The organism is Candidatus Pseudomonas phytovorans (genome assembly GCA_029202525.1).
Taxonomy (GTDB): domain Bacteria; phylum Pseudomonadota; class Gammaproteobacteria; order Pseudomonadales; family Pseudomonadaceae; genus Aquipseudomonas; species Aquipseudomonas phytovorans.
Genome location: CP119325.1, coordinates 3,411,666 through 3,437,399, shown reverse-complemented (window position 1 = coordinate 3,437,399; position 25,734 = coordinate 3,411,666). Strand labels below are relative to the sequence as shown.

23 protein-coding genes and 1 pseudogene are annotated in these 25,734 nt (G+C 58.8%); 6 read left to right on the top strand and 18 right to left on the bottom strand.

The window, feature by feature from the left end; all coding sequences use genetic code 11:
• The 5 genes from mdcE to mdcA form a co-directional block, all read right to left on the bottom strand.
• Positions 1-792, bottom strand: a complete 792-nt coding sequence (gene mdcE / locus P0Y58_15320) for a biotin-independent malonate decarboxylase subunit gamma (GenBank protein WEK28280.1) — start codon at positions 790-792, stop codon at positions 1-3.
• Positions 789-1,637, bottom strand: a complete 849-nt coding sequence (locus tag P0Y58_15315; protein ID WEK28279.1) for a biotin-independent malonate decarboxylase subunit beta — start codon at positions 1,635-1,637, stop codon at positions 789-791. Before P0Y58_15315 ends, mdcE begins: the two co-directional genes overlap by 4 nt.
• The gene (locus tag P0Y58_15310) at positions 1,630-1,929 is read right to left on the bottom strand and encodes a malonate decarboxylase subunit delta (GenBank protein WEK28278.1); all 300 of its coding nucleotides are present in this window, start codon (positions 1,927-1,929) and stop codon (positions 1,630-1,632) included. Before P0Y58_15310 ends, P0Y58_15315 begins: the two co-directional genes overlap by 8 nt.
• Before the next feature lies 1 nt (position 1,930).
• Positions 1,931-2,782: a triphosphoribosyl-dephospho-CoA synthase gene (locus tag P0Y58_15305; protein ID WEK28277.1), complete on the bottom strand. Its 852-nt coding sequence runs from the start codon at positions 2,780-2,782 to the stop codon at positions 1,931-1,933.
• 104 nt (positions 2,783-2,886) lie between these two features.
• The gene (mdcA, locus tag P0Y58_15300; protein ID WEK28276.1) at positions 2,887-4,548 is read right to left on the bottom strand and encodes a malonate decarboxylase subunit alpha; all 1,662 of its coding nucleotides are present in this window, start codon (positions 4,546-4,548) and stop codon (positions 2,887-2,889) included.
• Between the two features lie 255 nt (positions 4,549-4,803).
• Here mdcA and P0Y58_15295 point away from each other — a divergent pair, with 255 nt between their 5' ends.
• Entirely contained in the window at positions 4,804-5,874 is a 1,071-nt protein-coding gene (locus P0Y58_15295; protein ID WEK28275.1) for an enoyl-CoA hydratase/isomerase family protein, read from the top strand.
• Positions 5,875-5,890: 16 nt separating this feature from the next.
• A complete protein-coding gene (locus P0Y58_15290) occupies positions 5,891-7,042 on the top strand; it encodes an acyl-CoA dehydrogenase family protein (protein ID WEK28274.1) in 1,152 nt (383 codons plus the stop codon).
• A gap of 185 nt (positions 7,043-7,227) precedes the next feature.
• Here the strand turns inward: P0Y58_15290 and P0Y58_15285 are convergent, their stop codons facing one another.
• Positions 7,228-8,160: a LysR family transcriptional regulator gene (locus P0Y58_15285; GenBank protein WEK28273.1), complete on the bottom strand. Its 933-nt coding sequence runs from the start codon at positions 8,158-8,160 to the stop codon at positions 7,228-7,230.
• Between the two features lie 126 nt (positions 8,161-8,286).
• Between P0Y58_15285 and P0Y58_15280 the strand changes: the two genes are divergently transcribed.
• Positions 8,287-8,547: a DUF2790 domain-containing protein gene (locus tag P0Y58_15280; GenBank protein WEK28272.1), complete on the top strand. Its 261-nt coding sequence runs from the start codon at positions 8,287-8,289 to the stop codon at positions 8,545-8,547.
• A gap of 1 nt (position 8,548) precedes the next feature.
• Here P0Y58_15280 and P0Y58_15275 read toward each other — a convergent pair whose 3' ends face one another.
• Complete coding sequence (locus P0Y58_15275) at positions 8,549-9,241, bottom strand: tRNA (adenine(22)-N(1))-methyltransferase TrmK (GenBank protein WEK28271.1); 693 nt, start codon at positions 9,239-9,241, stop codon at positions 8,549-8,551.
• Between the two features lie 137 nt (positions 9,242-9,378).
• Between P0Y58_15275 and P0Y58_15270 the strand changes: the two genes are divergently transcribed.
• The 3 genes from P0Y58_15270 (at position 9,379) to P0Y58_15260 (ending at position 12,732) form a co-directional block, all read left to right on the top strand.
• Positions 9,379-9,759 carry a RidA family protein gene (locus tag P0Y58_15270; protein ID WEK28270.1) on the top strand — a complete coding sequence of 127 codons (381 nt, stop codon included), beginning with the start codon at positions 9,379-9,381 and terminating at the stop codon, positions 9,757-9,759.
• A gap of 208 nt (positions 9,760-9,967) precedes the next feature.
• Positions 9,968-11,968, top strand: a complete 2,001-nt coding sequence (locus P0Y58_15265; GenBank protein WEK28269.1) for a U32 family peptidase — start codon at positions 9,968-9,970, stop codon at positions 11,966-11,968.
• A 206-nt stretch (positions 11,969-12,174) separates the two neighbouring features.
• The gene (locus P0Y58_15260; GenBank protein WEK28268.1) at positions 12,175-12,732 is read left to right on the top strand and encodes a transcriptional regulator; all 558 of its coding nucleotides are present in this window, start codon (positions 12,175-12,177) and stop codon (positions 12,730-12,732) included.
• Positions 12,733-12,884: 152 nt separating this feature from the next.
• Here P0Y58_15260 and P0Y58_15255 read toward each other — a convergent pair whose 3' ends face one another.
• The 11 genes and pseudogenes from P0Y58_15255 to P0Y58_15205 form a co-directional block, all read right to left on the bottom strand.
• Entirely contained in the window at positions 12,885-13,232 is a 348-nt protein-coding gene (locus tag P0Y58_15255; GenBank protein WEK28267.1) for a hypothetical protein, read from the bottom strand.
• Between the two features lie 48 nt (positions 13,233-13,280).
• Positions 13,281-14,063: a hypothetical protein gene (locus tag P0Y58_15250; protein WEK28266.1), complete on the bottom strand. Its 783-nt coding sequence runs from the start codon at positions 14,061-14,063 to the stop codon at positions 13,281-13,283.
• 307 nt (positions 14,064-14,370) lie between these two features.
• Positions 14,371-14,898: a hypothetical protein gene (locus P0Y58_15245; GenBank protein WEK28265.1), complete on the bottom strand. Its 528-nt coding sequence runs from the start codon at positions 14,896-14,898 to the stop codon at positions 14,371-14,373.
• A 47-nt stretch (positions 14,899-14,945) separates the two neighbouring features.
• Positions 14,946-15,728 (bottom strand): hypothetical protein, encoded by a 783-nt coding sequence (locus P0Y58_15240; GenBank protein WEK28264.1) that lies wholly within the window; start codon positions 15,726-15,728, stop codon positions 14,946-14,948.
• 48 nt (positions 15,729-15,776) lie between these two features.
• Positions 15,777-16,559 carry a hypothetical protein gene (locus P0Y58_15235; protein WEK28263.1) on the bottom strand — a complete coding sequence of 261 codons (783 nt, stop codon included), beginning with the start codon at positions 16,557-16,559 and terminating at the stop codon, positions 15,777-15,779.
• Between the two features lie 48 nt (positions 16,560-16,607).
• The gene (locus tag P0Y58_15230; GenBank protein ID WEK28262.1) at positions 16,608-17,390 is read right to left on the bottom strand and encodes a hypothetical protein; all 783 of its coding nucleotides are present in this window, start codon (positions 17,388-17,390) and stop codon (positions 16,608-16,610) included.
• Positions 17,391-17,437: 47 nt separating this feature from the next.
• On the bottom strand, positions 17,438-18,220 hold the full coding sequence (locus tag P0Y58_15225) for a hypothetical protein (protein WEK28261.1): 783 nt from the start codon (positions 18,218-18,220) through the stop codon (positions 17,438-17,440).
• A gap of 48 nt (positions 18,221-18,268) precedes the next feature.
• The gene (locus P0Y58_15220; protein WEK28260.1) at positions 18,269-19,051 is read right to left on the bottom strand and encodes a hypothetical protein; all 783 of its coding nucleotides are present in this window, start codon (positions 19,049-19,051) and stop codon (positions 18,269-18,271) included.
• A gap of 25 nt (positions 19,052-19,076) precedes the next feature.
• Positions 19,077-21,107, bottom strand: coding sequence for a lipase family protein (locus tag P0Y58_15215; protein WEK33337.1), 2,031 nt, complete (start codon positions 21,105-21,107; stop codon positions 19,077-19,079).
• A 73-nt stretch (positions 21,108-21,180) separates the two neighbouring features.
• Positions 21,181-22,092 (bottom strand): annotated as a pseudogene (vgrG, locus tag P0Y58_15210) (type VI secretion system tip protein VgrG).
• Positions 22,093-22,602: 510 nt separating this feature from the next.
• Positions 22,603-25,734 carry an efflux RND transporter permease subunit gene (locus P0Y58_15205; GenBank protein WEK28259.1) on the bottom strand — a complete coding sequence of 1,044 codons (3,132 nt, stop codon included), beginning with the start codon at positions 25,732-25,734 and terminating at the stop codon, positions 22,603-22,605.

The window sequence follows — 25,734 nt, the reverse complement described above, 5'->3', positions numbered from 1 at the left end:
TCAAGCCCCCTGCCATTGGCGGCGCAGTTGCTCGCGCACTTGTCGCGAGGCACTGCGGTTTTCACCCGCCAGCCGTGACGACAGGTCGGTGGAGCCGCCAATATCGTGCACCGCCTCGGCCAGGCAGGCCCGGACCTGCGCAATGTCAGCGCTGCTCGGTGCCTCGGCGTTGTCCACTGCCAGACGGCGCCACAGCAGGCCCAGCGAGGCGTAGCTAGCCAGGTCATAAGCCATGGGTGGCACTTCGGCGGCCAGCGCCTCCAGTTGCTCGACGCTGCGCAGGGTAATCCGCGCCGCAGCCGCCTTGCCCATGGCGTGCACCATGACGCCGGTATCATCCAGCGCGATCAGGCGCTGAGCCTGGTAGCCGTGCGCCAGAAAGGCACCGGACATGGCCTTGCCGACCAGCAGACCGATCACCGGGTGCCCGGCCAACCGCGCTTGAGCATAGGCCTGCACGGCACCGGCCAATGCCTGGTGAATACCCAGGGCTTCCTCGCGGCGGCCATAGGCCTGGCTGGGCACGTCGATCACGGCGACGATGGCCCGCTTTTGGCCATCGCGGTCAGCCGCCACCGCCTCACTCACCGCCTTGGCCAGACCCCAACCTTCCAGCAGGCCGACCTCGCCCGAGCGGGCACGGGGGAACGGGTTGTCGGCATCTGGCACCACGGCGATGAAGCGCGCCGGGCGGTTGTCCAGTTCGCCGTCAATCACCTGCAACGACGCAGGGTAGCCTGACAAGGCTTGCCCGCCAGCAAGGCCCGGCAGCCAGTTCAAGGCACGGTTCATTGGGCTTCTCCTTGGTAAAGGGCGCGCACGGCGGCAGCATCCAGTTGCGGGCAGTCATCGCCCAGCCGCGCGAGTCGGTCGAGGAACCAGGCATGCTGGCTGGCACGGTCTCTGGACGGTGCGTCGAGCAGTTCCAGCAAGCGTTCGCGCAGCGCGTCGATGTCATCGGCCACGTAGCCGTCTACCAACCCGCTAGCATGGCGTTGCTCGCCACCCGTCAGGCTCCAGATGAAGGGGCGGTCCTTGGCGTCGTACTCGGCGATACCCGCTTCCTGTTCGATCACTTGCGGCCCGTTGAGGCCCAGGCGCGCTTCGCGGGTAACCAGCAGGTGGCTGCACAGGCCTGCGGCAATGGACATTCCGCCAAAGCAACCCACCGAACCTGCGATCAGGCCGATCACCGGCTGCAAGGCACGTAACTCGACAATGGCTGCCTGGATCTCGGCAATCGCCGCCAGGCCCAGGTTGGCTTCCTGCAGGCGCACGCCACCGGTTTCCAGCAGCAATACTGCGCAAGTGGGGATGCCATTGCGGTTATCTTCAACGGCCAGCTCCAGCGCGCCAGCAATCTTGGCGCCGCCCACCTCACCCATGCTGCCGCCCTGGAAGCCACCTTCGATGGCGGCCACAACCGCGTTGCGCCCGTTCAGCAAGCCTTTGGCAATGACCACACCATCATCGGCCTGCGGCACGATGCCTTGGCGCGGCAGCCACGGCGAAATCAGCCGGTCGAACGGGCCCAGCAGTTCGCGGAAGCTGCCTGGGTCGAGCACGGCACGGGCGCGCTGGCGGGCGCCCAGTTCGACAAAGCTGCGGCTGCGCAGCAAGCGTGCGGTGTCAGTCATGGGCAATCTCCTCGAAGCCTTGCTCAAGGCGCAGGCGTACCACGCCTGGGGTCGCGCCGAAGTCATGAATGTCGATGTTCACGGCTGGCCAGTCGCGGCCCTCGAACAGGCGCTGGAACAGTTGCGCCCAGCGGGCAGCGCTGCCATTGACCGAGGTCACCACATTGATCTGCAGGCTGCCGGCAGTACCCGGTTCGATCAGCACTTCGAGGTCGCCGGAGCTGACGCAGCCCACCAGCGTGCGGCCGCGGCCCGGTTCGGCGGCGGGAAAATGAAAGTTCAGGGTTTCCATGTCACAGGCTCCCGGCTTTATCGAGGAACAGGCAGGCGGCCAACAAATCGGCGGCGCCGCCCGGTGAGGCGTTCAGGTGCAGCAGTTCCCGGTCCAGTTGGCGCAGTTGGCGGCGCCCGGCCAAGGTGGCGCTACCGCCCTCGGCCAGCACGGCCAGCGCACCTTGCTGCACGGTGGCCAGGCCGGCGGGGCCGCTGCGCCAGAGCACGCAGGTGTCGCTGAGCACGGCCATGATTGCCAGTAAGGCGTCGAGCCGGGCGTGTTGCTCGCTGGCACCGGCTGCGCGGCAGCGCTGCAGCTGTGGCAGGCCGTGGCCGGTGATGGCGGGGAAGCCTTGTTGGGCCTGTTCGCGGGCGCCGCTTGTGCCATAGCGGCGGCGCACCTGCTGGCCGTGGCTGTCTTGCGGGGCCATGGCCGGGTCGTCCAGCACAGCGATGCGCCCGGCGCGGGCGGCCAAGGTGCTGGCATCGGCTTGGGTATCAAGGGCTGTGGCCGCTACCATCAGGCCCAGTGCCCAGATTGCGCCGCGGTGGGTGTTTACCCCGCCAGTGGTGGCGAGCATGGCGGCTTCGCCTTCACGGCCGAGTTGGCCGAGTGAAGCACGCAGGGGCTGGCTGATTTCGCCGAAGGCTTGCGCGGCTTCGGCCATCTGCCGCAGGCAGGGCCACAGCGACAGCGCCGAAGCGTGCATCAGGGACAGGGACATGTCGTGGTGGGCGCCATTGCTGCGGCGGTCGACCAGGCCAGGTTTGGGGGACAGGTCGGCTTCTTCTATCAGCGCCTCTACGGCCAGGTCAGCCAAGTAGTCTGGCAGTTGGATCTGGGTTGTCTGGGCTGGCCTCTTCGCGGGCATGCCCGCTCCCACAGGGATCGCACCAGTATCAAGTTCAGCAGTACCACTGTGGGAGCGGGCGTGCCCGCGAAGAAGCCGATGAGGTTGCAAGTCGAGTGCTTTCATCACCAGCTCCTGAATCGTGCAGGCGGGTTGTAGAGGCCGCCAGACCACTCGACCAGGTCAGCGATGCTGCGTGCGGCGAGCAGCTCACGGCTGGCGTCGGTGCGGCGGATGCCGAGGTCTTCGGGCAAGGCGATCAGGCCTTGCTGGCGCATGCGCAGGGTGTCTTTCGGGTCGTGGCGCAGGCCAATGGCGGTAACCCCGGCCACGGCGGCGATCATTTGCTGGCGTTCTTCCAGGCTACGGGCCTTATACAGATAGGCAATGCCCTCCTCGGTCAGCAGGTGAGTGACGTCATCGCCGTAGATCATCACCGGCGCCAGCGGCATGCCCGCTTTTTTGGCCACTTCCACGGCATCGAGGGTTTCCACGAAAGTGGGCTTGCCGCCTTCCTGGTAGGTCTCGACCATTTGCACCACCAGCTTGCGGCCGCGCTCCAGCAGGGTTTGCGGCACGGTCATGTCGAGCCAGGCCGGGGTCGCGTGGCGCCGGCCACGCGGGTCGTGGCCCATGTTCGGCGCACCGCCAAAGCCGGCCAGGCGGCCGCGGGTCACGGTTGAGGAATGGCCATCGCCATCCACTTGCAAGGTGGCACCGATGAACAGGTCGACAGCGTATTGCCCCGCCAGTTGGCACATCATGCGGTTGGAACGCAGCGAACCATCGCGGCCGGTGAAGAACACGTCCGGGCGTTGGGCGATGTAGTCCTCCATGCCCAGTTCGGTGCCGAAGCAGTGCACGCTTTGCACCCAGCCGGTCTCGATGGCCGGTATCAGGGTCGGGTGCGGGTTGAGCGTCCAGTTGCGGCAGATCTTGCCCTTCAGGCCCAGCGACTCGCCGTAGGTGGGCAAGATCAGCTCGATGGCGGCGGTATTGAAGCCAATGCCGTGGTTCAGCGACTGCACCTGGTGTTTTTCGTAGATGCCGCGAATGGCCATCATGGCCATCAGCACATGCACCGGCTTGATGTGGCGCGGGTCGCGGGTGAACAGCGGTTCTATATAGAAGGGTTGGTCGGCAACCACCACGAAATCGACCCAGGACGCAGGGATGTCGACTCTGGGCAGGTCATCCACGCGGTCCACCAGCTGGTTGACCTGAGCGATGACGATACCGTCGCTGAACGCGGCCGGCTCCACCAGTGCCGGGGTGTCTTCGGTGCTTGGGCCGGTGTACAGGTTGCCGTCGCGGTCGGCCATGAAGCCGGCCACCAGGGTGACGTTGGGGATCAGGTCGACCAGCAGCCGCGAGTACAGCTCGATATAGGTGTGGATGGCACCCACTTCGAGCAGGCCATCTTCCAGCAACTGGCCGATGCGCAGGCTCTGCGGGCCGGCAAAAGAGAAGTCGAGCTTGCGGGCAATGCCGCGCTCGAACAGGTCCAGGTGCTCGGCGCGGCTGACGCTGGGCATGATCATGTGCAGGTCGTGCAAGCGCCCGGGGTCGACCTTGGCCAGCGAGCGCGACAGGAAGTCGGCCTGCTTCTGGTTATTGCCTTCCAGCACCACCCGGTCGCCGGGGGCCAGCAGCAGTTCGAGGGCTTCGACGATACGTTCGGTGGGCAACACCACGCCGTCGGCGAGGTGCCGTACCCGGTCGAGGCGGCGCTGTTTTTCGGCGCGCCGTCGCGACCATTGCGGCGGTGGATTCTGAGTTATTGTCATGAAGGCTCCACAGGTTCGCTGTCGTGGAGGTCACCTTAGGGCTGCGCTGCGTGGCGGATCAATCAAGCTAGCGGCACGTTCATTACGGTAAAGTTAATGAATCCTCCTCCCAACTGACCCGCTCACAGCAAAAATGCACGATGCCCCTGCATAATTGTCGATTGTGCATGGCAAATTCGCATGCCAGGATCCTGCGATCCTCCAGCGAACTCCAGACTTCACTTGGAAAATCAATAACAAAGCAGGGAGAACGCAATGACTGCGCACGCTCAAACCTCGGCAACCGATCAGGTACTGGCCGAGGTCCGCTACCAGGTCGGCCACCTGACCCTGAACCGCCCCGCCGGCCTCAATGCCCTGACCCTGGACATGGTCCGCAGCCTGCGCCAGCACCTGGACCAGTGGGCCGAAGACCCGCAAGTGCACGCCGTGGTGCTGCGCGGCGAAGGTCCCAAAGGGTTCTGTGCCGGGGGCGATATCCGCTCGCTGTACGACAGTTTCAAAGCGGGCGACACGCTGCATGAAACCTTCTTCGTCGAGGAATACGCCCTCGACCTGCTCATCCACCGCTACCGCAAGCCAGTGCTGGTATTGATGGACGGCTTCACCCTCGGCGGCGGCATGGGCCTGGCCCAGGGCTGCGACCTGCGCGTAGTCACCGAGCGTAGCCGCCTGGGCATGCCCGAGGTCGGTATCGGCTACTTCCCTGATGTCGGCGGCAGCTACTTCCTGTCGCGCATTCCCGGCGAGCTGGGTACCTACCTGGGCGTCAGCGGCGCCCAGATTCAGGCGGCCGATGCCCTGTACTGCGGCCTGGCCGACTGGTACCTGGCCAGTGACCAGCTCGCTGCCCTCGACCAGGGCCTGGATCAACTGAGCTTTGGCGACAACCCGCTCAAGGACCTGCAGAACCTGCTGGCCAGGCTGGGCACGCAGGTGCTGGCTGATGCGCCACTGGAAAAACTGCGCCCGGTCATCGACCACTTCTTCGCCCTGCCTACCGTGCAAGCCATCGTCGAGCAGTTGCGTGCTGTCAGTATCGGCGACACCCATGCATGGGCCGTCGCCACTGCCGACCAGCTGGAAAGCCGCTCGCCGCTGGCCATGGCAGTTACGCTTGAGATGCTGCGCCGTGGCCGCGACCTGGGCCTGGACGACTGCTTTGCCATGGAGCTGCACCTGGACCGCCAGTGGTTCCGGCACGGCGACATCATCGAAGGCGTGCGCGCCCTGATCATCGACAAGGACAAACAGCCCCGCTGGAACCCGCCGACCCTGGCCGCGCTGCAACAGCAGCGGGTTGACCAATTCTTCGAAGGCCTGTGAGCCCGGGAGTACACAGATGCAAGACCTGGAACTGAGCGAAGAGCAGATCATGATCCGCGACATGGCCCGGGACTTTGCCCGTGGCGAGATCGCCCCGCACGCCCAAGCCTGGGAAAAGGCCGGCTGGATCGATGACGGTGTGGTACGCAAGATGGGCGAACTGGGCCTGCTGGGCATGGTGGTACCCGAGAACTTCGGCGGCAGCTACACCGACTACGTCGCCTACGCCCTGGCCGTAGAAGAAATCGCCGCTGGCTGTGGCGCCACCGGCGCGATGATGAGCATTCACAACTCGGTGGGCTGCGGCCCGCTGCTGGCCTACGGTACGGCTGAACAGCAACAGCAATGGCTGCCGCGCCTGGCCAGCGGCGAAGTGATAGGCTGCTTCTGCCTGACCGAGCCACAGGCCGGCTCCGAGGCGCACAACCTGCGCACCCGCGCCGAGCTGGTCAATGGCGAGTGGGTGATCAACGGTGCCAAGCAGTTCGTCAGCAACGCTCGCCGTGCCGGCTTGGCCATTGTCTTTGCGGTAACCGACCCGGACTTGGGCAAGAAGGGCCTCTCGGCGTTCCTGGTGCCCACCGACAACCCGGGCTTCAAGGTCGACCGCAGCGAGCACAAGATGGGCATTCGCGCCTCCGACACCTGCGCGGTCACCTTCGACAATTGCCGCATCCCCACTACCAACATGCTTGGCGAGCGTGGCAAAGGCCTGGCCATCGCGCTGTCCAACCTTGAAGGCGGCCGTATCGGCATTGCCGCCCAGGCGTTGGGTATTGCCCGCGCCGCGTTCGAAGCGGCGCTGGTCTACTCACGCGACAGGGTGCAATTCGGCAAGCCGATCAACGAGCACCAGAGCATCGCCAACCTGCTGGCCGACATGCAGGTACAGGTGAACGCCGCACGTTTGCTTATCCTGCATGCCGCCCGCCTGCGCAGTGCTGGCAAGCCGTGCCTGTCGGAGGCCTCGCAGGCCAAGCTGTTCGCTTCGGAAATGGCCGAGCGGGTGTGCTCGATGGCGATCCAGGTGCATGGCGGTTATGGCTACCTGGAGGATTACCCGGTGGAGCGCTATTACCGCGATGCGCGGATCACGCAGATTTACGAAGGGTCGAGCGAGATCCAGCGCATGCTGATTGCGCGGGAGTTGAAAAATTACCCGCTGTAACCAGAGCAGCACGGGGTGGGTAGCAGCTGTCCCGCTCAAAAGCTAGGAACATCCGCGATCTCTGTGCGAGCGGGCTTGTCCCGCGAACACCGGCAAAGCCGGTGCCATGCAGCGCGTCGTCTGCTTCGCGGGACGAGCCCGCTCCCACAATAACCCGTGTTTCCTGGAAGAAATGCGTCACTCGCCTATCGCCAATACCGTGCATCATCCACCACCTTGGCATGCCCCTCGAACAACGCCGGCAACTGCTCCTTCAGGTAATCGATCCAGGTTCGCACCTTGGCATCCAGGTAATGCCGTGACGGGTACATCGCATACAGCGCACTCTCCCTCAGCCGATACGGCGCCAGCAGCCGGCACAAGCGCCCCTGCTCGATCGCCTGGCTGGCGGTATAGAACGGCAGCAGACCAATACCCATGCCCAGCTCGCTGGCCACCAGCATGGCGTCGGCAACGTTGGTGGAGAAGCTGTCGTTCGGCGCGATCACACACTGGTCAACCCCTTGTGGGAACACCCAGTCGCCTTCATACATCGGGTACGCCATGCGCAGGCAGCGGTGGTTGTGCAAGTCTTCGGGGCGCTCCGGTACACCATGGGTGGTCAGGTAACCAGGGGCCGCGCAGGGGATGCTGAAGATATTACCCAGCGGCACAGCGATCAGCTGCGAATCCGGAAGCGCACCGTCCACGGTGATCACGACATCGTGCCCTTCGGCCAGCGGGTCGGGATTGCGCTGGGAAAGCGTCAGTTCGATCACCACCTCCGGGCACAGCGCGTTATAGCCGGCCACCAGCGGCATCAGCAACAGCCCCAGCCCGTGCGGGCAATGCAAGCGCAGGTGGCCACGCGGCGTAAGGTGTGCACCTCGGGCTTCGCCCACCGCTTCTTCGGTCAGCAGCATGATCTGCCGCGCACGCTCAAGGAAACGCTCGCCCGCCTCGCTCATACGCAGGCGCCGCGTGGTGCGGTGCAGCAGGCGGGTCTGCAACTGGTTTTCCAGCTCGGCGACGATACGCGAAACCTGTGCGGCGGAAATATCCAGCGCATTGGCGGCCGCAGCGAAGCTGCCGCATTCCACCACACGGGCGAAGGTACGCATGGCATGCAGCATGTCCATGAAGGTGAGCTCCTTGTTCAGTCTTATTCTTGCGTTACAGGCAGGAATCTATCACGGACTAGCCCATTTATTGTGGATGACCAATGAATACATCATTAGTCATACATTGAAGAAAAGGAGCCTGCCATGAAACGTTCGATCGCTGTCCTTGCTGTTGCCGCCACCCTCGCCTCGTTCGGTGCCCTTGCCGATGCAGGCAGTTCGCAGCCAGCCAGCAGCAACTATGAGTACGGCATGCCGGTGGACGTGGCCAAGGTCATCTCCATCACCCCAGCCAGCAACGCCGCCGACTGCCAGGTTGGCACTGCGCACATGGTGTATGTGGATCATCAGGGCCAGAAGCGCGAAATCGATTACCGCGAAATGGGTAACTGCTCGCAGCAGTGAGTCACGCCAATACCTGGGTGATCCAGCCCACTTGCTGATTGAAATCGTCGATTTTCACCTGAGGCACCGCATCGCGGGCCCGCTGGAAATTGGCCAGGGTCTGCTGTTTCTGCCGCAGCATGCGCCGCCACTTCACCAGAAACGCCTCGCTTTTTTCCTGCATCAACACAGGGCCGAAGTACAGCTGTTCAGCGCTATACGCCACCCTGCCCGGCTCGGCGACGATGATCTCGTAGTCGAAGCGGTTTTCCCGTAGCAGTTCTTCGTTGACGATCTGGTAGCCATTACCCGCCAGCCAATGGCGCAACTCGCACTCAGCGCCATTGGGCTGCAGCACCAGGCGCGTAACACCAGACAATCGCTGCTTGCCGGCCTCCAGGATCTCGCACATGGTTTCGCCACCCATGCCGCAGATGCTGACCGCCGAGATACGGTCTTGCGGCTCGATCGCAGCCAGGCCATCGGCCAGGCGCACGGTGATTTCGGCCTCCAGGCCGTTCCTCACCACAGTGCGCTGAGCGGAAGCGAACGGCGTCTGCGCCACCTCGCCTGCCACCCCGGCCTCGATCACGCCACGCAGCATCAAGGCCACCGGCAGAAAGCCATGGTCCGAGCCGATGTCGGCCAGGCGTGCGCCTTGCGGCACATGTGCAGCCACGCGCTCAAGGCGCCTGGACAAAGTCTGTTCGTTCAAAGTGTGCCCCCGGCTTTGCAATGGGGCGCGATTCTGACGGCGAACGCCGCGTATTTCAAACACCGGGGCGCCCTCGACCGGATCCGCCTGCTCGCGTAGGCTTGCCGCTTTCCTTCCGTAGCAAGGCAAAACACACCATGGCACAAGCAGACATCATCTACACCCCGGACCCGGACGCCGAGTCGATTTCGTCCGACGTCGCCGAGTACAACGGCGTGCTGGTCACCACGCAGATCCCGACCCACGCCGATGGCAGCCTGGAGCTGGGCGGCATCGTCGCGCAAAGTGAATGCACCCTGGAGGCGCTGAAAGTGGCGCTGGAGAAGGCCGGCAGCGGCATGGACCGCGTGCTGCACCTGACGATCTACCTCACCGACATGGCCGACCGTGCCGCGTTCAACGAGGTGTACCAGCGTTTCTTCAGCAAGCCATGGCCGGTGCGCGCGGCCGTGGGCGTGGCCTCCCTGGCGTTCGAAGGCATGCGCGTCGAAGTGACCGCAATGGCCGCCAAGCGCTGATCTGCTTTTTTGGGGCTGCTTTGCAGCCCTTCGCGGGCACGCCCGCTCCCACAGGGATCGCGCTTACTCTGAATTCACCACCCATCCTGTGGGAGCGGGCGTGCCCGCGAAGGGCCGTACAGCGGCCCCAGATTGCTTAATGATGCCGCCAGCCCGTTTCGCCGCTACAATGCCCGCCTAAACCGTGGCAGCCCGAAAATATAACGACATGTCCCTTCCAAAGAATCACCTGGAACTGCTCAGCCCTGCGCGTGACGTGGCCATCGCCCGCGAAGCGATCCTGCACGGCGCTGACGCCATCTACATCGGCGGCCCAAGCTTTGGCGCGCGCCATAACGCCTGCAACGAGGTCAGCGAGATCGCCGAGCTGGTCGAGTTCGCCCGTCGCTACCATGCACGCGTGTTCACCACCATCAACACCATCCTCCACGACAACGAGCTGGAACCTGCGCGCAAGCTGATCCATCAGCTGTACGACGCCGGTGTCGACGCGCTGATCGTGCAGGACCTGGGGGTGATGGAGCTGGATATCCCGCCGATCGAGCTGCACGCCAGCACCCAGACCGACATCCGTACCCTGGAACGGGCAAAGTTCCTCGACCAGGCCGGTTTCTCCCAGCTGGTACTGGCCCGTGAGCTGAACCTGCAGCAAATCCGGGCCATCGCCGCCGAAACCGATGCCGCCATCGAGTTCTTCATCCACGGTGCGCTTTGCGTGGCCTTCTCCGGCCAGTGCAACATCTCCCACGCGCAGACAGGCCGCAGCGCCAACCGTGGCGACTGCTCACAGGCCTGCCGCCTGCCCTACACGCTGAAAGATGACCAGGGTCGCGTGGTGGCGTTCGAGAAGCACCTGCTGTCGATGAAGGACAACAACCAGACCGCCAACCTGGCCGATCTGGTCGATGCCGGCGTGCGCTCGTTCAAGATCGAGGGCCGCTACAAGGACATGGGCTATGTGAAAAACATCACCGCCCACTACCGCAAAGAGCTCGACGCCATCCTCGAAGACCGCCCGCAGTATGCCCGCGCTTCCAGCGGCCGTACCGAGCACTTCTTCCTGCCCGACCCGGACAAGACCTTCCACCGCGGCAGCACCGACTACTTCGTTACCGACCGCAAAGTCGATATCGGCGCCTTCGACTCGCCAACCTTCACCGGCCTGCCGGTGGGTGTGGTGGAAAAGGTCGGCAAGCGTGACATGCAAGTGGTCACCGAAGTGCCACTGACCAACGGCGACGGCCTGAATGTGCTGGTCAAGCGTGAAGTGGTGGGGTTCCGCGCCAACATCGCCGAACCCCGTGGCGAATTCGAGGAAGACGGTCACAAGCGTTACCGCTACCGCGTCGAGCCCAACGAAATGCCCGAAGGCCTGCACAAGCTGCGGCCCAACCACCCGCTGTCGCGCAACCTCGACCACAACTGGCAGCAGGCCCTGCAACGCACCTCGTCCGAGCGCCGTGTTGGCGTGGAATGGCACGCGGTACTGCGTGAACAGCGCCTGATGCTGACCCTCAGCAGTGAGGAAGGCATCAGCGTGCAGGTGGCGCTGGACGGCCCGTTCGGCGAGGCCAACAAGCCGCAACAGGCACTGGACCAGTTGCACGACCTGCTCGGCCAGTTGGGTACCACGATGTACCACGCCAGTAGCATCGAGCTGGACGCCCCGCAGGCGTACTTCATCCCCAACTCGCAGCTCAAGGCCCTGCGCCGTGAAGCCATCGAGGCGCTGACCGAGGCGCGTATCAAGGCGCACCCGCGTGGCGGGCGCAAGGCCGAGACCACGCCGCCACCGGTGTACCCCGAGTCGCACCTGTCGTTCCTGGCCAACGTGTACAACCAGAAGGCCCGCGACTTCTACCACCGCCATGGCGTGCAACTGATCGACGCGGCCTACGAGGCCCATGAAGAACACGGTGAAGTGCCGGTGATGATCACCAAGCACTGCCTGCGTTTCTCCTTCAACCTGTGCCCCAAGCAGGCCAAAGGCGTGACCGGCGTGCGCACCAAAGTGGCGCCGATGCAGCTGATTCAGGGTGACGAAGTGCTGACCCTGAAGTTCGACTGCAAACCGTGTGAAATGCATGTGGTCGGCAAGATGAAAAACCACATCATCGACCTGCCAACCCCAGGCAGCGCGGTGGCTCAGGTGGTGGGGCACATCAGCCCGGAAGACTTGCTGAAGACCATTGCGCGCGGGATGCATTGACCGTCAGCCTGTAAGGGCCCTTTCGCGGCTAAAGCCGCTCCCACAGGGATATCACAGCCTTGAACACTGTGATTTCCCTGTGGGAGCGGCTTTAGCCGCGAAGAGGCCAGAAAAGACACAAAAAAGTCTCAAATGAGACTTCGGCACTTGATCCACCTCTCAATTCCTGCACAATAATTGCCCTGCGACCCAAGCGAGGCATGCCGATGCACCCCACCCCCCACGATGAACGCCTGCTAAAGGCCCTGGCCCACGCCATCGTGGTCCACCCCCGCGCCACCCTCAAGGAGCTGGCCGAAACCGCTGGCGTCAGCAAAGCCACCCTGCACCGTTTCTGCGGCACCCGCGACAACCTGCTCGCCATGCTCGAAAACCATGGCGAGCGGGTGCTCAACCAGGTGATCGACAATGCCGCCCTGGACACGGCCGAACCCGTAGCCGCCGTGCGCCACCTGATTGCCGAACACCTCAAGCACCGCGAGATGCTGGTATTCCTGATGTTCCAGTACCGCCCTGATACCTTGCTGGGCGACAGTGAAGACCGCCGCTGGCTGGCCTACACCCAGGCGATGGATGCGTTCTTCCTGCGTGCGCAGCAAATGGGTGTGTTGCGCATCGACATCAGCGCTGCCGTATTCACCGAAATGTTCATCACCCAGATCTACGGCATGGTCGACGCCGAGCGGCGTGGGCGGGCGGCCAGTGCCAATTCAGCACAGGCGCTGGAGCAGTTGTTCCTGCATGGGGCACGGGCAAGATCGTGAACGCCGGATTTGCAAGCCCCCTTGAGCGGCCTTGTTCAGCCACGCATCATGCTCAGAGTCAGCCTCCGTTCTGCGCGTAACGCGCATCGTCCACAAGAAAGATGTCCCTGGGCAGGCGGAAGCTGCGCAACTTGAGCAATGCCGACGGGCCTTCACCCAGCTCCGTTCGCGTTACTCAACTTCCATCGGCAAGACCCACCACCGTCGACAGCAAGATCAGTCCGCAAAATATCAGTACCTGCTTCACGCATAGACTGCACATCTAACTGCTTAAAACTATCCCGCGCATATGGATCTCCGTTTACCTCATAAGCGACGAACGTGCACACGGTCGAACGATAAATCGCCTGCACTTCGCGCGCCGCTAATCCGCTGGGCACCTTGACCCTTATGATTACCTTTTCCCCGTCATCGTCAGGAGACAAGTCATGACCCCAGGCAGAAACATCAAGCGCAAAGGTTGAAAATACAAACAACACTGCCAGCTCACTGACTGTCATAAGCCCCCCTAAACCGCAGTTACTTTAACCCCTCCACCATCGTGCCCCTTATTGTGCACTTTCAAGCTCAGCCGCCTTGCGGATTTCCTGAAGCTTTCGAAAGCTCGGCTCGCCCCACCCCTCAGTCGAGGTACTGCCATCTGAATAGTGAAATACTGCATGGTTACCTTTGCGTTTAATTTTCGGCCCAATAGAACGCACTAAATAGCCGGAGTGAAGGACAGGTTCAAAATTTACACGTCGAGCACTCAGCGCTAGATACGTAACATAAGGGCTACGACTCGTAACCAGATTTGCAGCCTTTCTATACCCCCCAATAAATCTCTCACTTAGCCATGGATAATAATCTGGCCTGATATCCACATCGCCATCAACTTTAATACCCAAACCACTACCTGGGGAATTGCTTTCATCAAACATCACAACAACGCCGCCACCCACACCATGAGCGACATTTCCACCAAACTGGCTCGTGTTCTCATATCTGATGCCGAATGTGACGTTGCTCAGCCTCCATCGACAACGCCCACCCCGGTCAACGGGCAGCTCAGTTCGCAAGACATTAGTATCGCCTTCACGCACAGACTGCACATCCAGTTGCCTATAGCCATCCCGCTTATATGGATTTCCATCCATATCATAAGCAACAGAGGTGCACACGGTTGAGCGATAAAGCGCCTCCACTTCGCGTGCCGCCAATTCGCTGGGCACCTTGACCCTTAGGATTACCTTTTCGCCGTCATCGTCGGGAGACAACTCATCCCCCCTGGCAGAAACATCAAGCGCAAAGGTTGAAAATACAAACAACACTGTCAACTCACTGACTGTCATAAGCCCCCCCCTTAAACCGCAGTTACTTCAACCCCGCCACCATCGCGCCCCTTATTTTTCACTTTCAAGCTCAGCCGCCTTGCGGATTTCCTGAAGCTTTCGAAAGCTCGGTTCGCCCCAGTCCTCAGTCGAGCTACTGCCATCTGAATAGTGAAATATTGTATAGTCACCTTTGCGTTTAACTTTCGGCTCAACAGAACGCACTAAATAGCCGGAGTGAAGGGCAGGTTCAAAATTTATACGTCGAGCAGTCAGCGCTAGATACCTAATATAAGGGCTACGCCTCGTAACCAGACTTGCATCCCTTCTATACCCCCCCAATAAATCTCTCATTTAGCCATGGATAATAATCTGGCCTGACATCCACATCGCCCTCAACTTTAATACCCAAACCACTACCTGGGGAATTGCTTTCATCAAACATCACAACAACGCCGCCACCCCCACCATGAGCGACGTTTTCACCAAACTGGCTCGTTTCCCCATATCTGATGCCAAATGTGACGTTGCTCAGCCTCCATCGACAAGGCCCACCCCTGTCAACGGGCAGTTCAGTGCGCAAGACATTAGTATCGCCTTCACGCACAGACGTCACATCCAGTTGCCTATAGCCATCCCGCTTATATGGATCTCCATCCACATCATAAGCAACAGAGGTGCACACGGCTGAGCGGTAAAGCGCCTCCACTTCGCGCGCCGCCAATTCACTGGGTACCTTGACCCTTAGGATTACCTTTTCGCCGTTATCGTCAGGAGACAAGTCATGACCCCTGGCAGAAACATCAAGTGCAAAGGTTGAAAATACAAACAACACTGCCAAATCGCTGATTGTCATAAGCCCCCTAAACCGCAGTTACTTTAGCCCCGCGACCATCCCGCCCCTTATTTTGCACTTTCAAGCTCAGCCGCCTTACGGATTGCCTGAAGCTTTCGAAAGCTCGGCTCGCCCCATCCCTCAGTCGAGCTACTGCCATCTGAATAGTGAAATATTGCAAAGTCACCTTTGCGTTGAATTTTCGGCCCAACAGAACGCACTAAATAGCCGGAGTGAAAGACAGGTTCAAAATTTACACGTCGAGCACTCAGCGCTAGATACCTAACATAAGGGCTACGATTCGTAGCCAGATATGCAGCCTTTCTATACCCCCCAATAAATCTCTCACTTAGCCATGGATAATAATCTGGTCTGATATCCACATCACCCTCAACTTTAATAGCCGTGCCACTACCTGGGGAATTGCTTCGATCAAACAGCACAATAACGCCGCCGCCACCACCATAAGCGACGCTTTCACCAAACTGACTCGTCTCCCCATATTTGATGCCAAATGTGACGTTGCTCAGCCTCCATCGACAACGCCCACCCCGGTCAACGGGCAGTTCAGTGCGCAAGACATTAGTATCGCCTTCACGCACAGATTGCACATCCAGTCGCCTATAGCCATCCCGCTTATATGGATCTCCATCCACATCATAAGCAACAGAGGTGCAAACGGTTGAGCGATAAAGCGCCTCCACTTCGCGCGCCGCCAATTCACTGGGTACCTTGACTCTTAGAATCACCTTTTCTCCATCAACATCAGGAGACAACTCATCGCTTTGGGCAGAAACATCAACCGCAAAGGTAATTGATACAAACAACACTGTCAGTGCACCGATTCTCATAAGACACCCTCAGCCGCAGTTTCTTTCAGCTAGCCACCATCGCGCCTCTTATTTTTCACTTTCAAGCTCAGCCGCCTTGCGGATTTCCTGAAGCTTTCGAAAGCTCGGTTCGCCCCAGTCCTCAGTCGAGCTACTGCCATCTGAATAGTGAAATATTGTATAGTCACCTTTGCGTTTAACTTTCGGCTCAACAGAACGCACTAAATAGCCGGAGTGAAGGGCAGGTTCAAAATTTATACGTCGAGCAGTCAGCGCTAGATACCTAATATAAGGGCTACGCCTCGTAACCAGACTTGCATCCCTTCTATACCCCCCAATAAATCTCTCATTTAGCCATGGATAATAATCTGGCCTGACATCCACATCGCCCTCAACTTTAATACCCAAACCACTACCTGGGGAATTGCTTTCATCAAACATCACAACAACGCCGCCACCCCCACCATGAGCGACGTTTTCACCAAACTGGCTCGTCTCCCCATATCTGATGCCAAATGTGACGTTGCTCAGCCTCCATCGACAAGGCCCACCCCTGTCAACGGGCAGTTCAGTGCGCAAGACATTAGTATCGCCTTCACGCACAGACTGCACATCCAGTTGCCTATAGCCGTCCCGCTTATATGGATCTCCATACATATCGTAAGCAACAGAGGTGCACACGGTTGAGCGATAAAGCGCCTCCACTTCGCGTGCCGCCAATTCGCTGGGCACCTTGACCCTTAGGATTACCTTTTCGCCGTCATCGTCAGGAGACAACTCATCCCCCCTGGCAGAAACATCAAGCGCAACGATTGAAAATACAAACAACACTGCCATCTCACTGACTGTCATAAGCCCCCCTAAACCGCAGTTACTTTAACCCCGCCACCATCGCGCCTTTTATTTTGTACTTTCAAGCTCAGCCGCCTTGCGCATTGCCTGAAGCTTTCGAAAACTTGGTTCGCCCCAGTCCTCAGTCGAGCTACTGCCATCTGAATAGTGAAACATTGCATAGTCACCTTTGCGTTTAATTTTCGGCCCAACAGAACGCACTAAATAGCCGGAGTGAAGGGCAGGCTCAAAATTTACACGTCGAGCAGTCAGACCCAGATACCTAATATAAGGGCTACGATTCGTCACCAGATTTGCATCCTTACTATACCCCCCAATAAATCTCTCACTTAGCCATGGATAATAATCTGGCCTGATATCCAAATCACCCTCAACTTCAATGGCCGAACCACTACCTGGGGAATTGCTTTCATCAAACAACACGATAACGCCGCCACCCCCACCACGAGTGACGCTTTCACCAAACTGGCTCGTTTCCCCATATCTGATGCCAAATAGGACGTTGCTCAGCCTCCATCGACAACGCCCACCCCGGTCAACGGGCAGCTCAGTTCGCAAGACATTAGTATCGCCTTCACGCACAGACTGCACATTCAGTTGCCTATAGCCGTCCCGCTTATATGGATTTCCATCCATATCATAAGCAACAGAGGTGCACACGGTTGAGCGGTAAAGCGCCTCCACTTCGCGCGCTGCCAATTCGTTAGGTACCTTGACCCTTAGGATTACCTTTTCTCCATCAACATCAGGAGACAACTCATCCCCCCTGGCAGAAACATCAAGCGCAACGATTGAAAATACAAACAACACTGCCAGCTCACTGACTGTCATAAGCCCCCTAAACCGCAGTTACTTTAGCCCCGCGACCATCGCGCCCCTTATTTTGCACTTTCAAGCTCAGCCGCCTTGCGGATTTCCTGAAGCTTTCGAAAGCTCGGTTCGCCCCATCCATCAGTCGAGCTACTGCCATCTGGATAGTGAAATATTGCAAAGTCACCTTTGCGTTGAATTTTCGGCCCAACAGAACGCACTAAATAGCCGGAGTGAAGGACAGGTTCAAAATTTACACGCCGAGCACTCAGCGCTAGATACCTGATATAAGGGCTACGACTCGTAGCCAGACTTGCATCCTTTCTATACCCCCCAATAAATCTCTCACTCAGCCATGGATAATAATCTGGCCTGATATCCACATCACCCTCAACTTTAATAGCCGTACCACTACCTGGGGAATTGCTTCGATCAAACAGCACAATAACGCCTCCACCACCACCATAAACGACGCCTTCACCAAACTGACTCGTCTCCCCATATCTGATGCCAAATGTGACGTTGCTCAGCCTCCATCGACAACGCCCACCCCCGTCAACGGGCAGTTCAGTGCGCAAGACATTAGTATCGCCTTCACGCACAGACTGCACATCCAGTTGCCTATAGCCATCCCGCTTATATGGATTTCCATCCATATCATAAGCAACGGAGGTGCACACGGTTGAGCGATAAAGCGCCTCCACTTCGCGCGCCGCCAATTCACTGGGTACCTTGACCCTTAGGATTACCTTTTCACCGTCATCGTCAGGCGACAACCCATCACCCCTGGCAGAAACATCAAGCGCAAAGGTTGAAAATACAAAAAACACTGCCAGCTCACTGACTGTCATAAGCCCCCCTAAACCGGAGTTACTTTAACCCCGCCACCATCGCCCCCCTTATTTTACACTTTCAAGCTCAGCCGCCTTGCGGATTGCCTGAAGCTTGCGAAAGCTCGGTTCGCCCCCCCCCTCAGTCGAGCTACTGCCATCTGAATAGTGAAATATTGCATAGTCACCTTTGCGTTTGATTTTCGGCCCAACAGAACTCACTAAATAGGCGGAGTGAAGGACAGGTTCAAAATTTACACGTCGAGCACTCAGCGCTAGATACCTAACATAAGGGCTACGACTCGTAACCAGATTTGCATCCTTACTATACCCCCCAACAAATCTCTCACTTAGCCATGGATAATAATCAGGACTGATATCCACATCACCATCAACTTTAATACCCAAACCACCACCTGGGGAATTGCTTCCATCAAACATCACAACAACGCCGCCACCCTCACCATGAGCGACGCTTTCACCGAACTGGCTCGTTTCCCCATATCTGATGCCAAATGTGACGTTACTCAGCCTCCATCGACAACGCCCACCCCGGTCAACCGGCAGTTCAGTTCGCAAGACTTCAGTATCGCCTTCACGCACAGACTGCACATCCAGTCGCCTATACCCATCCCGCTTATATGGATTTCCATCCACATCATAAGCAACAGAGGTGCACACGGTTGAGCGATAAACCGCCTCCACTTCGCGCGCCGCCAATTCCCTGGGCACCTTGACCCTTATGATCACCTTTTCACCCCCAACATATGGCAATACCTCATCGTCCTTGGCAGAAACCTCAAGCCCCAACGTTGAACATAGGAACAACACCGCCAACACCCTGACTCTCATGAGACACCCTGAAGCAAATTATTTGTTAACAGTACGTTTTCTCGCAATATACTTTCGGCCCCGTCGCGGCCTCAAATCTGCGTAACGCATCCGATCCACCGTCAATCTGCCGCGTGACTAGCAAGGCCCGACTCAAACGATTTTGCAAATCTAGAAACATGCGATTTCTTTGAAATTCACTCTCAGGGATGCGTTCACTGTTACTCATCATCTGTTGTTCAAATTTGTTCCTCTGAATTTGCCGAGCCTGTATGCGCTCAGGGCCGATCGACTCCAGGAGCTGATTGTGGATATAGGGCTGATACTCGTCCATGGAATGATTCCCGGCACTCAGCCGACCGCCCAAATCGGGATTTTTGTAAGGCTTGAAAAATTTATTCCTGTCCTCCGCAGCTAAAGAGTTAACCAATCGCTTCTGAGCTTTCTCTGCTTCCAAATCCTCCAATTCATCCAGGCTAGGCACTAGATAAAGCTTAGTTTTCTCGGGCAGCCGGTAAAGGATCTTTGTAGGATACGCCGGCCCGACCCTTCCGCCACGGTATGCGGGGAACGGCTTGCTTCTCCGTTCGACGTGCTGCTCAGTCATTAAAAACAATACAATTTCACCATGATGACTAAACGGATCGCCAAACTCGAAAAAGATGCTGGCCGCCGCCTTAGCCATTGACCACTTTAGCCCCAAGCTCGTCCCCAACGGGCCATAGAGCTTGTAGAAATGACTATCCAGGTCTGCTTCCGGAGGAACTTGAGGAACGAAATCCGAGTCATTCACATGTCTAAAATGACGCAACCAACTTAAACCCTTCACAGCTTCAAGCGTAAACGTTCGCGGCATTCCGTACGTATACACCAGTGGATCGAACTCTTTCAGTGAAGCTGCATGAATCAAAGCCAGCGCCCCGCCTAAGCTATGTCCACAGACAAACAAATCCCTATCCTGGGCCCTCTGAGGTAAATATTTTTTAAATATTTCTGAGTACACTTTTCGTGCCACCTTGAATGCCTGATAAAATCCTGTATGCACACTCCCTTGCGCTACCAGATCAGGACAAGGCACTCTGACATCACAATTATATTCATTTGACGGCCTTACCGGCCTGAAGGAGACATCTGTAACAAGATCTTTAATTTTAGTTGGTTCGGTGCCACGCCAAACCACCAGCAGCTGCGTTTCATTCAACGCATAAAAAAACTGAGTATGCCCCTGCGGCGGCCTTGCTTTGCTTGTATCCATAAGCGCGGCAGATGTATAACGATTCTTGAATGGCACATCCACAACTAAACATGGCCACGCTTGGCCTTTACTATCGACCCGCGGAGTACGAGATAGATCCGTACACTGGCGCGCAAAGAAAAATAAAACCGACCCGTAGACTCCAGGCAACTCATCACTGTAAGACAGGATGCTCATTAACCCTAAATTGTACGCATTTGCCAAACTATAATGCTGCTGGTGGTGCAGGACCAGTGACCAAGCTCGGAACGGACACACTTCGACCACGTGCCGCATGCTCAGTTGTTCATACATCACCGTAAAACCATTAAATTCTGGATCTGGAAAATGAAACTCTGGCAGAACCTGCAAATCCTCTTCATCTCCAAGGCTAGGTAATTGATCACACAATTCACCAATCCGTAAGTAATGATATAAATTGCCCTCCGCATGCGCTTGCATTTCAATCGGTGAAAACCCTGACTGCTGCGGCCCATAAAGCGGAGTAGGGTCACCTACTCCCGGCCTTGGGGGCTCAGGTCTCTCAGCCCTAAGCCTCCGGGTTGAGAGTTCTTCGGCCAGCGGATCAGCAGCCAGTTTTAAACAAATATCCAATGGATGCAGCCCCTCCAATCGGATCACTCCAGACTCATCACTCTGGCCTGTAAGCACAGGCGCACAACCCGAACGCGTGGCGTCGTTCTCAGCGCGGAAGGGTAAGTTCGCGAGCGGTTCGCCCAACTCGTCCACCAACTGAAATTCGACCCAATGCTGCTTTTGCTTGCCGCAAATAACCTCTTTAATTGGGTTGAGTGTATCGGTTCGGTGCAGTACGTCATTCATAAGCATGCAACCCCTCTTTTAATACGATGACTATCCCTGGGAAATTGAACCAGCAGTGCGACCTACCCCACATGAGGCGCGCATAGAAGTACCGGCTTTCGCTGAGCAGGTCTTCATCCCGGGCAATTGCATCACCCAGCGCGGTATAGGCTTCGCCATAGTGGTAACCCTCGCCATAGGTACCCGCCGCGCCCCGGCTGTGATCAACCTCCCCCTCGAGAAAAGCCGTAGCATCGCGGTGGTGATAGGCGCGAACATTGATGTGCTGCTCCACCACCTCGTGGCAAACCTGCAACGCCCAGACGCCATCCTGCCCACTGCTGGTCAGGCCCGACAAAGGCCGATGCGGCAGGCTGATATCAAACTGATAATGCTGTTGGTGATCGTGAAACTCGACAACGTCGATAAGCTTGTCGTTATGGCTAAAGCGATACCAGATACCGACTTCTGCCAACAAACGGCTGATGAAAGCCAGATCGCTTTCACCGTATTGCATGACCTGTTCACGCCTGGGGTATTCGCGGAGCAGGTCGAACAGGAAGTAATACGCTTCGAACTGGTGGCGATTGCGCAAGATGCTTTCGACGATTTCCGGTACCGACTGATGCTGGTAGATCCGGTACTGTTTGCCACGGCTGAGCAGTGCCAACCGCGCCTGCAGGGTTACCTCATAACGGGCTTCGTCCCTGGAACTGGAGACGCGCTTGAAACCGGTGATCACCCCATGCAGCGTGCGCGATGGGGCCTCCTGGGTCACATACTGCTGCGCCGGCCCTGACGACCCCATCTGAAAACTGGCGCCCTTGCCAAGGACCCTGGCAGCATCGATGTCCTGCGTCGTAGAGGTGAAGGCCACCGTGTACGTGAACGGCTGGCTCAGCCATTCCTCGCCCTTGAACGACAGTACATTGAGTTCGACCGCATCCAGTTCATCGATTTCAAGCGTGTAGTGGTTGTGGGTGAAGGGGTTTATCGGCTGCGCCATACCTGGGCCCTCTTGGCAGTCAGCGTTGCTGCATCGTATTCGCTAGAAAAGGGCAAAACCGTCGTGAACTGCTGCTCGTGCTTCACGCACAGCGGCGCCCCTAACTATTTCCTCGCAAAAACATGAACTAAACCTCGATTTTTCGCTACTGTTCACACGCAACTTCGGAAGCGTCCTACAAGAATTTGAAAAACGAGAGATGGCGGTCTTTTTCGTTACCTGCCCTGCAGAGCCACTTCAACTAGCGACAATTCTTATTAATGAACCTGTACTGATATAAATCAGTGAAGAGGGCCAAAGGAACGCCTGCAAACCAGCGCATAAATCCCGACCAATATCAACCCACCGATGCAAATTCAGAACTTTCCTACAAATACACGTTCCACTTCGGCCATATAACGTGCACGTGGTGGGTTGTAACGCGTACTGGCTTCGGTACTGACAAAAAAAAGGCCCCCGGGCACAAGTCCCGGGGGCCAAAACGGTTGAGTCATCCAACCAAAGGAGCCTTTATTCCAACACCTCGACGCGCTGGGCCTGCGGCGCCGGTTTGCGCTTGATCAGCGACAGCACCCAGACAAAACAGATCGGCACAAACACCACACCCAGCAACGTGGCGCTGAGCATGCCGCCAATAACGCCGGTACCAATCGCCCGCTGGCTGGCAGCACCGGCACCGCTGGCGATGGCCAGGGGCACCACGCCGAGAATGAATGCCATCGAGGTCATCACGATTGGCCGGAAGCGCAGGCGGGCAGCCTCGATGGCCGCGTCACCCAGGCTGTAGCCCTTCTCCCACAGCTCCTTGGCGAACTCGACGATCAGGATGGCATTCTTCGCCGCCAGGCCGATGATGGTGATCAGGCCGACCTTGAAGTACACATCGTTGGGCATGCCCATAACCATCACGGCCAATACCGCCCCCAGCGCACCGATCGGTACGATGAGCATCACCGTCAGCGGGATCGCCCAGCTTTCGTACAACGCCACCAGTAGCAGGAACACCACCACAATGGCCAGGGCGAACAGGCTGCTGGCCTGGCCGCTGGAGACCTTTTCCTGGTAGGACAGGCCTGTCCAGGCATAACCAATGCCCGGCGGCAGCTCACTGACCAGGCGCTCCATCTCGGCCATGGCCTGGCCGGTGCTGTAGCCCGGTGCGGCATCCCCGGAAATACGGATCGACGGGTAGCCGTTGTAGCGCACGATCTGTACCGGCCCTTCTTCCCAGCGGGTGGTAACGAAGCTGCTGAACGGCACCTGCTGTCCATCGGCGTTCGGCACGTACAGGCGCAGCACGCTTTCCGGTGTCATGCGCTCGCCCTGCTCGGCCTGCACCACCACACGCTGTTGCCGGCCGGCGTTGGTGAAGTCGTTGATTACCGCCGAACCAAATGCAGTGGCCAGAGTGCTGTTGATGGTTTCGAAGGGCACGCCCAGGGCCCTGGCCTTTTCCCGGTCAATATCGACCCGTAGCTGCGGCGCCTCTGCCAGGCCTTCCATCATTGCGTAAAGAATGACCGGGTTGCCGTTGGCCTCGCCAAGCACTTTGTCACGCGCCGCCAGCAAGGCATCACGGCCCAGGCCGCCACGGTCGAGCAGGCGAAGCGCGAAACCACCAGCGTTGCCCAGGCCATCGATCGGTGGCGGGTTGACCGCCATGATCGTGCCATCGCCATATCCGGCGAACTGCGCATTGATCGCCTGGGTTTCGGCATCCACCGATTGCCCGGCGCCCCGTACCGACCAGTCTTTGTAGGTTGGGAACGCCAGCGCGGCGTTCTCGCCCATGCCCGAGAAGCTGAAACCGCTGACCATGAACGCCGACGCCAGTGCTTCACGCGACATCAGGAACTGCTCCAGGGCCTGCCCGGTCGCGTCGGTGCGCACACGGCTGGCCCCCGGCGGCAACTGCACGTCGACAATCGCGTAGCCTTGATCTTCAACCGGCACGAAGGATTCCGGCAAACGCAAGTAGAAGTAGCCGAGCATCGCCACGATTCCGACATACACCAGCATGTACCGGCCAGCACGTCGAACCAGGGCTGCGTTCATGAGCGAATAGCGCTCGGTCAGCCGGGCGAAGCCACGGTTGAAGACACCGAAAAAACCGCGCTTCTCATGATGCCCGGGGGCCACCGGCTTGAGCAGCGTGGCGCACAGCGCCGGGGTGAAGGTAAGTGCCAGAAAGCCCGAGAACAGGATCGACACCGCCAACGACAGGGAGAACTGCTGGTAGATCACCCCCACCGAGCCGGACATGAACGCCAGCGGCATGAACACCGCCGACAGCACCAAGGTGATGCCGATGATAGCGCCAGACACCTGGCCCATCGCCTTGATGGTAGCGTCAACGGGCGACAGCCCCTCCTCGGCCATGATCCGCTCGACGTTCTCTACCACCACGATGGCGTCGTCGACCAGGATGCCGATGGCCAGCACCATGCCGAACATGGTCATCATGTTCACCGAGAAGCCCAACAGCTTCATCACCATCAGCGTGCCCAGCAGGCACACCGGCACCACGATCGACGGGATCAACGTGTAGCGGATGTTCTGCAGGAACAGGAACATCACCAGGAACACCAGCACCATGGCTTCGAGCAGGGTGTGGATGACCTTTTCGATGGCTACGTCGACAAAGCGCGAGGTGTCGTATGGCACCGAATACTCGACGCCCTCGGGGAAGAACGCGCTCAGTTCAGCCAGGCGCGCTTTGACCAGTTCGGCGGTTTTCAATGCATTGGCGCCTGGCGCCAGTTGTACAGCCCCGGCCACGGCAGGCTTGCCATTGAGGCGCGAGGAGAAGTTGTAGCTTTCCATGCCCACTTCCAGCCGGGCGACATCGGCCAGGCGCACCAGCGAACCGTCAGGGTTGGCGCGCAGTACCACACGGCCAAAGGCTTGCGGGTCGTCCAGGGTGCCTTGCACGGCCAGGGTGGCGGTGAGCTCCTGCTGGCTGGTGCCCGGCGCGCTGCCAAAGCTGCCGGCAGGCACCTGCACGTTCTGCCCGCGGATGGCGGTGCTCACGTCATCGATCGACAACCCGAAACCCACCAGCTTCTGCGGGTCGACCCATACCCGCATGGCTGCTTCCGACGAGAAGAACTGCAACTTGCCCACGCCCGGTACCCGACGCAGTTCGTTGTTGATGTTGCGCGCCGCGTAGTCACCCAACGCCGTGGTGTCGGCTTTGCCGGCGCCTTCCTTGTAATTGAGCGCGTAGATCAGCAAGAAACCGGCGCTGGTCTGCTCGACCTGGATGCCTTGGGTGATCACCGCCTGCGGCATGCGTGCCTCGGCCTTTTTCAGGCGGTTTTGCACATCGACCTGGGCCAGTTCCGGGTCGGTACCCGGCTCGAACGTGACCACCACTTCGGCCATGCCGTTGGAGTTGTTGGTCGACTCGAAATACAGCAGGTTCTTGGCGCCGTTGAGCGATTCTTCAATGATGCTGGTGACCGAGTCCACCAGCACCTTCGCCGAGGCGCCCGGGTAGGTGGCGGTGATGGTAATTTGTGGCGGCGCCACGTTGGGGTACTGGGCCACCGGCAGCGTGGGAATGACCAGCAGCCCGGCCAGGGAAATGAACAACGCCACGACCCAGGCGAAGTTCGGCCGTTTGATGAAGAACTTGGACAT

Coding starts and splice junctions, on each gene's coding strand:
- mdcE (WEK28280.1), bottom strand. CDS start 792: ATGAACCGTGCCTTGAACTGGCTGCCGGGCCTTGCTGGCGGGCAAGCC.
- P0Y58_15315 (WEK28279.1), bottom strand. CDS start 1,637: ATGACTGACACCGCACGCTTGCTGCGCAGCCGCAGCTTTGTCGAACTG.
- P0Y58_15310 (WEK28278.1), bottom strand. CDS start 1,929: ATGGAAACCCTGAACTTTCATTTTCCCGCCGCCGAACCGGGCCGCGGC.
- P0Y58_15305 (WEK28277.1), bottom strand. CDS start 2,782: ATGCCCGCGAAGAGGCCAGCCCAGACAACCCAGATCCAACTGCCAGAC.
- mdcA (WEK28276.1), bottom strand. CDS start 4,548: ATGACAATAACTCAGAATCCACCGCCGCAATGGTCGCGACGGCGCGCC.
- P0Y58_15295 (WEK28275.1), top strand. CDS start 4,804: ATGACTGCGCACGCTCAAACCTCGGCAACCGATCAGGTACTGGCCGAG.
- P0Y58_15290 (WEK28274.1), top strand. CDS start 5,891: ATGCAAGACCTGGAACTGAGCGAAGAGCAGATCATGATCCGCGACATG.
- P0Y58_15285 (WEK28273.1), bottom strand. CDS start 8,160: ATGGACATGCTGCATGCCATGCGTACCTTCGCCCGTGTGGTGGAATGC.
- P0Y58_15280 (WEK28272.1), top strand. CDS start 8,287: ATGAAACGTTCGATCGCTGTCCTTGCTGTTGCCGCCACCCTCGCCTCG.
- P0Y58_15270 (WEK28270.1), top strand. CDS start 9,379: ATGGCACAAGCAGACATCATCTACACCCCGGACCCGGACGCCGAGTCG.
- P0Y58_15265 (WEK28269.1), top strand. CDS start 9,968: ATGTCCCTTCCAAAGAATCACCTGGAACTGCTCAGCCCTGCGCGTGAC.
- P0Y58_15260 (WEK28268.1), top strand. CDS start 12,175: ATGCACCCCACCCCCCACGATGAACGCCTGCTAAAGGCCCTGGCCCAC.
- P0Y58_15255 (WEK28267.1), bottom strand. CDS start 13,232: ATGACAGTCAGTGAGCTGGCAGTGTTGTTTGTATTTTCAACCTTTGCG.
- P0Y58_15250 (WEK28266.1), bottom strand. CDS start 14,063: ATGACAGTCAGTGAGTTGACAGTGTTGTTTGTATTTTCAACCTTTGCG.
- P0Y58_15245 (WEK28265.1), bottom strand. CDS start 14,898: ATGACAATCAGCGATTTGGCAGTGTTGTTTGTATTTTCAACCTTTGCA.
- P0Y58_15240 (WEK28264.1), bottom strand. CDS start 15,728: ATGAGAATCGGTGCACTGACAGTGTTGTTTGTATCAATTACCTTTGCG.
- P0Y58_15235 (WEK28263.1), bottom strand. CDS start 16,559: ATGACAGTCAGTGAGATGGCAGTGTTGTTTGTATTTTCAATCGTTGCG.
- P0Y58_15230 (WEK28262.1), bottom strand. CDS start 17,390: ATGACAGTCAGTGAGCTGGCAGTGTTGTTTGTATTTTCAATCGTTGCG.
- P0Y58_15225 (WEK28261.1), bottom strand. CDS start 18,220: ATGACAGTCAGTGAGCTGGCAGTGTTTTTTGTATTTTCAACCTTTGCG.
- P0Y58_15220 (WEK28260.1), bottom strand. CDS start 19,051: ATGAGAGTCAGGGTGTTGGCGGTGTTGTTCCTATGTTCAACGTTGGGG.
- P0Y58_15215 (WEK33337.1), bottom strand. CDS start 21,107: ATGAATGACGTACTGCACCGAACCGATACACTCAACCCAATTAAAGAG.
- P0Y58_15205 (WEK28259.1), bottom strand. CDS start 25,734: ATGTCCAAGTTCTTCATCAAACGGCCGAACTTCGCCTGGGTCGTGGCG.